General features: G+C 61.1%; 5 protein-coding genes. 3 read left to right on the top strand and 2 right to left on the bottom strand.

The features are described from left to right. Nucleotides 1-598: 598 nt before the first annotated feature. Nucleotides 599-982 carry a RidA family protein gene (locus tag NA4_RS15690; protein WP_067470372.1) on the top strand — a complete coding sequence of 128 codons (384 nt, stop codon included), beginning with the start codon at nt 599-601 and terminating at the stop codon, nt 980-982. Next, the gene (locus NA4_RS15685) at nt 979-1986 is read left to right on the top strand and encodes a threonine ammonia-lyase (RefSeq protein WP_245671389.1); all 1008 of its coding nucleotides are present in this window, start codon (nt 979-981) and stop codon (nt 1984-1986) included. The genes NA4_RS15690 and NA4_RS15685 overlap by 4 nt, the downstream gene beginning before the upstream one ends. A 606-nt stretch (nt 1987-2592) precedes the next feature. On the opposite strand, the gene NA4_RS15680 is transcribed toward NA4_RS15685, so the two are convergent. Next, nucleotides 2593-2820 (bottom strand): hypothetical protein, encoded by a 228-nt coding sequence (locus NA4_RS15680; protein WP_084497119.1) that lies wholly within the window; start codon nt 2818-2820, stop codon nt 2593-2595. Nucleotides 2821-3940: 1120 nt separating this feature from the next. Continuing rightward, a complete protein-coding gene (locus NA4_RS15675) occupies nt 3941-4192 on the bottom strand; it encodes a DUF6290 family protein (protein ID WP_067470369.1) in 252 nt (83 codons plus the stop codon). Nucleotides 4193-4708: 516 nt separating this feature from the next. On the opposite strand from NA4_RS15675, the gene NA4_RS15670 reads away from it, so the two are divergent. Beyond that, nucleotides 4709-4939 carry a hypothetical protein gene (locus NA4_RS15670; RefSeq protein ID WP_067470368.1) on the top strand — a complete coding sequence of 77 codons (231 nt, stop codon included), beginning with the start codon at nt 4709-4711 and terminating at the stop codon, nt 4937-4939. The last annotated feature ends 179 nt before the right edge of the window (nt 4940-5118 follow it).

The following is a 5118-nucleotide window of genomic DNA, read 5'->3' as shown; positions in this document are numbered from 1 at the left end:
TTCCCCCTGGCAGCCGACATTCTCGATCACGCACTGCCTCCGCCGACCTCCGGCAGCGTCTCATCCGCAATCCGCCCGACCGATCGTCGCTGGTGCTGGCGTGCTCAGACAGTGCGTATCCCCCATTTGGTCGACAACACCTAAACCGCAACCCGCATCAGTACGGCCGTTCATGAGATGCCATGACAGAACGGCCGCATCACAGTCAAATACGCTGTCCCGCAACGTAAACGAGTGATCAATGAGGCCCGTTCGGTGCCAGCTACGACAATGCTTTGATGGAGGACCCATTCTCTACCGAAGACCAAGCTGCCCTACCGGCTGATGCGGCAGAGCCATGACAAAGCTGAGGACGCCATCCATGGCAGGTAAACCTTGACGCGTCTAGCGGCACCGGGTGGGTGATCTCTCGGCCAGCTGCAAGCCAGCTACCATCAACCGGTTTCAGTCAGAACTGGAATCTGTCTCCACCTAGCGGAGCTCTCATCCCACACCACATCACTGGATGCAACTGTTCCCAACAGCCTGATCTCAAACCAGGAGTTAGTCGCCCGGCGCAGCCTAAGATTAAGAAAGAGAGACGGAAGGCGTGTCTACATTGACAAACGAACTCGTCGAGGGAGCTGATCTGCCAATCACGTTGGGGCCCTATTCGCCCGCGGTGAAGGTTGGCGACTTGGTATTCGTCTCCGGCCAGGCCGGGGTTGATCCGGTGACTAAGCAAGTGCCGGACGGTGGTTTCGAGGCAGAGTGCCGACAGGCTTTCTCCAACCTTGCCAAGGTGCTGAAATCCGTTGACGCCGATCTCGACCACATCGTGAAGACCACAGTTCTGTACGCAGATCCAGCTCTCCTGCCAGTCATCAACGCCGTCTATACTGAGACCTTCCCTGTCAATCCACCCGCCAGGACTGCGGCGATCGTCCGGCTGGCCGGCGGCCGACAGATCACCGTGGACGCGATCGCGGTGGTGTCACGATGACCAAACCGGCAAAATCAGCTGCGGCCGAGCGACCTCGAAATGTGAATCAGATGGACCTGGTGTCGATTGCCGACATCCGCCAGGCCGCGGCTGCCCTGGCGGGCGTGGTCGTACGCACGCCACTGCTTCGCTGCCCGTGGGTGGGAAGTTCCGACGGTCTCTGGCTCAAACCGGAGTGCCTGCAAACCACGGGCGCGTTCAAAATCCGCGGCGCGTACTACTCACTCAGTCAACTCCACGATGACCAACGGCACGCCGGTGTGATCACGTACTCTTCGGGAAATCACGCCCAAGCCCTAGCCTACGCAGCACGCGCCTTCGGCTGCCCCTGCACCGTGGTGATGCCCGATGACGCCAAGTCGGTGAAAGTCGAGGCAACCCGTACGCTGGGAGCAGAGATCGTGATGGTTCCTCCGGCCACGCGAAAGTCACACGCTGAGCAACTGGCAGCCGACCGCGGCCTGACACTGATCCCACCGTTCGACCATCTCGACGTTATCGCCGGTCAGGGTACGGTCGGTTTGGAGATCGTGGAGGATCTGCCGAATGTGGAGGTCGTTCTGGTCCCGGTCGGCGGCGGTGCACTCGCTTCAGGAGTCGCTGCAGCGGTCAAGACACTGCAGCCCTCCGCCACGGTGATCGGTATCGAACCCGAATTGGCCGCCGACGCAGCAGAGAGCCTACAGAACAAGCGACTGACAACCTGGCCAATAGCTCGTACTGGACGGACGGTTGCCGATGGCCTGCGCACCAACCTGTCAGAGCTCACCTTCGATCACTTGCACCGGTACCTCGACGCTATCGTTACTGTCTCCGAGGACGAGATCCTCTCCGCTGTAGGGGAATTGGCGCGCTCTGCACACCTGGTCGTGGAGCCGAGTGGCGCAGTCACCGCAGCAAGCTATCTGTACCAGAAGAAGCAGCTCTCGCCCGGCCGGACAGTCGCCGTTCTGTCTGGGGGCAATGTCGATTCCGGCCTGCTGGCTACAGTTCTCGGCAGCTAAGTATCAAGCGTTCAGGAAGTCGAGCACCGTCGGCAGAGATGGCCGTCGTTTCCACTAAAGCGCGTCACCAGCAGTGGAACGAGGCAGCGATCGGCGCCGTCTCTCTGCCGCCCATTGGATGTTTCGCAAGCTGGGCTTGCAGCACTCAACGTGCAGCATGACAAGCTCGGTCGCCAGCCGACCAACCATCACGTGTGGGTGCTGTCATCGCCCGACGTCCTTATCGTTCGGAGGTTAGCCGGGGAAAAGCGCTCGAACCCAGTGGATTGGCTCAAGGTACGTCGTCACGACCACCGCGATCACGACGAACTGTGCCGTGTGTGTCCAACTGGACATCGCCTGCCTGACTGTCGTCCCGAATTCGTGCCACATCCCGCTGTCGGAGTTCATGCGTCGAGCACCGATGGCGGCCGCGTGATAAACCGGAAACAACCTCGAGCGGCCCAATTGCAGAATCAAAGGTCTACGGACACTGCCATCCGTTGTTTTCGCGCCAAACCACTGGAACCCACCGACGCCGGTTCACCTGGGCGCTATGGCCAACCTCGGGCCCTGGTGCGGGCAAGGTCGACCGAGGCGAAACCGAGCGTCGGTGGGTGGTTGTCGTTATCCGACAGACCCCGCGACGGGGTCGAACCCGAGGCTGGTGTTCAGGCAAGTACCCGAGACCGGTCCGGGGCTGAAGAACAGCCCGTTCACGATCCCGAAACTGCCCGGGGCGTTCGCGCCGAATCCGACGCCGACGGTCGGCGCCCCGACTACGCAGGCGTAGCCCACTGATCCCGGCGGCATCGGGTCGTCGTAGAGGACGCCATCGAAGGGTCCGCCCGGCACCGGCAAAGGATTCAGCGTCGGTACGGCCGATGCCTGAGCACCCCCCAGTACGAGGAGCGACGTAGCCGCTGCTGCCACCAGAGCCGCGCGAAGTGCTGACTTGATCACTGTTGTCTCCTGATCTCTCTCCTACGCCACTCATTGCGGCACACCAACCAATAAACCAGTGAACCAATAGTTCTGCAACCACATTGGTGTAACGGTTCTGAAACTACAGGGGTTCTCGGTATTACTGTTAGGACATGGAAAGGGCGGTTCGCCATCCTTTGTCCGAAGTCGCCAGGGTGTGGGCGGGGTGGTGCGCGTCCCCGGCTCCTCATGGAAGGCATACGCAATGCGCTCGATCCAGTCGTCATCGAGCGAATGATCGAAGAGGAGAAGCAGCGACTCCTGCGGGCCGCGAAGGAGATGCGCGGAGCGCGTACTTCTGCCCACCTGACCTGTAGTTTCTATACATCAAAGACGGCACATCTATGAAGGGGACGGCCCACGCCGTCCCCTTCAACTTTCCCGGCAGACAGAACCGAAGATTTATTGGTGCTTGCGGTTCAATGGTTCTATCACTACAGTCGCTTGTGCGGCTGAGGAACATTGAGAACCGGCTAGCGGACTAGCGCAGCGGTCGACCAGCCGACTCAGACCCGCCGCACTCTCGGCGACCACCACATCCCGGGGGTGCCGCGGCCCCGCCATCCGCCGACCAGCGAAGTCCGAGGAGCGAAGGGCATGACGATATGGACACGACAGTGCCCCGCAGTCGCCCCCCACATCGACTCTGCGCAAGACGGCAATGTCCGATGCAAGCTCACTGAAGGTCATGCTGGACAGCATCTTTCGAAGCAGTTCGACGAATTCATCCGCTGGCACTAGCCGCCCCTGGGCGATCGGCGGATCTTCCCCCTGCTCGCCAGCAATGGGCACATCATCCGGCCGGACGACGAGCAGCCGTGAATCTCCGCTGCGCGGGCTGCGCCTGAACATGATGGCGGCCAAATCCTGTGCGACCTGCCGGTGGCTCAGAGGTTGCGCGGACTGCCGAAGTGGTTGCATTCCGGGCCGATCGGCGTCCAAGCCACGACCCTGCCGCACGTGACTGGTGGTGTCCATTCCAGGCACTTGGTCAGCTGCCAGGGGCGCGGGCCCCGCGCATCTCCTCCGCTGCCCGCAGGAGCCGCTGCTTCTCCTTTTCGATCATGTCCTCGATCACGGCCGGGTCGAGCGCATTGCGGATGCCGTCGATGAGGAACTCGCGGGCAAGTTCCGCGACCGACTTGTTGCGAAGCTTCGCGATGCTGGTCAGCGTCTGATAGTCCTCATCGAGCAGGCGCACACTGAATGTGCTGGTCGCGGGCGATGATGCAGATTTCGTCATGGGTAATTCCCTCTCCGTTCCGTATGTGGCGAACAGACGCGATACGGTTCTACGGCTTCTCTGGTTCAATGCATCGGATCGCTCTTTTGCGAGTAACACCCAAGCCACCTGATGCGATGCACTGTAGTTTCGTGTTTGAACCATAGCATCGAACCGAGGCGATGGATACATCGGTGCTATGGTGTGATAGATCGCATCGCACGGCACGGTTCACCACAGAGGCTCCTGCGCCACATGGTCAACGCCCATCACGACACCGAGCACTTCCAACCAAAGAGCGAACATCCATCGGCTATGCCCGCCGCGTGCTGCCCCTCAGCTGAAGCTCGTCTTCAGGGGGAGGATTTTCAGCCCTTGGGGTGGTGGACTCACCAACACGCACCCGGCTGTAATTGATCTTCGTTTGCCCGACCAGCCGTTCTGGCACTCGGAGGCCGATGGATCGACGCGACAACCGACTGGTGGCCGACAAGCGGCCGCCCAGGGGCTGAAGTCCACGAGGCAGAGAGACGCCGGATGACCGATTCGACTACGCCACAACCCGATGGACCCTACGACTTCGACCTCGCGGGACTTCCCTCCCTCCGCGAGGGGCTGCTCGCATGGGCACGCCAGGAGGCGGATCGACGCGCCGAACCGACCCTCAAGCACATGTTCAAACCAACCCTCAAATGTTTCGACGCCCTGCTCGGCTGCAACGACGAACCCGACAATCCCCACGACAGACAAACGAACACCCATCCATAGCTCGACGTCCCACATCGGGTGTGGGTCTCCACGACAATCCAGGAGGGGCCGATGGTCGGCAGTTCTTCCTCGCCGCATGCCGATAACAGCACGTTCAGCCTGCGCGTCTGCGACGAGGACCATGCTGCTGGAATCCCTCGCACAGCTGCGCAACAAGTCAGTCGCGGAACTCGCCTAAG

Origin of the sequence: Nocardia amamiensis NBRC 102102, assembly GCF_001612745.1 — a bacterium.
In the GTDB taxonomy this organism is placed as follows: Bacteria; Actinomycetota; Actinomycetes; order Mycobacteriales; family Mycobacteriaceae; genus Nocardia; species Nocardia amamiensis.
Note: the sequence above shows the minus strand (reverse complement) of the source record. Positions and strands in the feature narration are given on the sequence as shown.

Bases quoted from the DNA above. Each gene is read 5' to 3' on its own strand.
- NA4_RS15685 (WP_245671389.1), top strand. From the start codon at position 979: ATGACCAAACCGGCAAAATCAGCTGCGGCCGAGCGACCTCGAAATGTG.
- NA4_RS15675 (WP_067470369.1), bottom strand. From the start codon at position 4,192: ATGACGAAATCTGCATCATCGCCCGCGACCAGCACATTCAGTGTGCGC.
- NA4_RS15670 (WP_067470368.1), top strand. From the start codon at position 4,709: ATGACCGATTCGACTACGCCACAACCCGATGGACCCTACGACTTCGAC.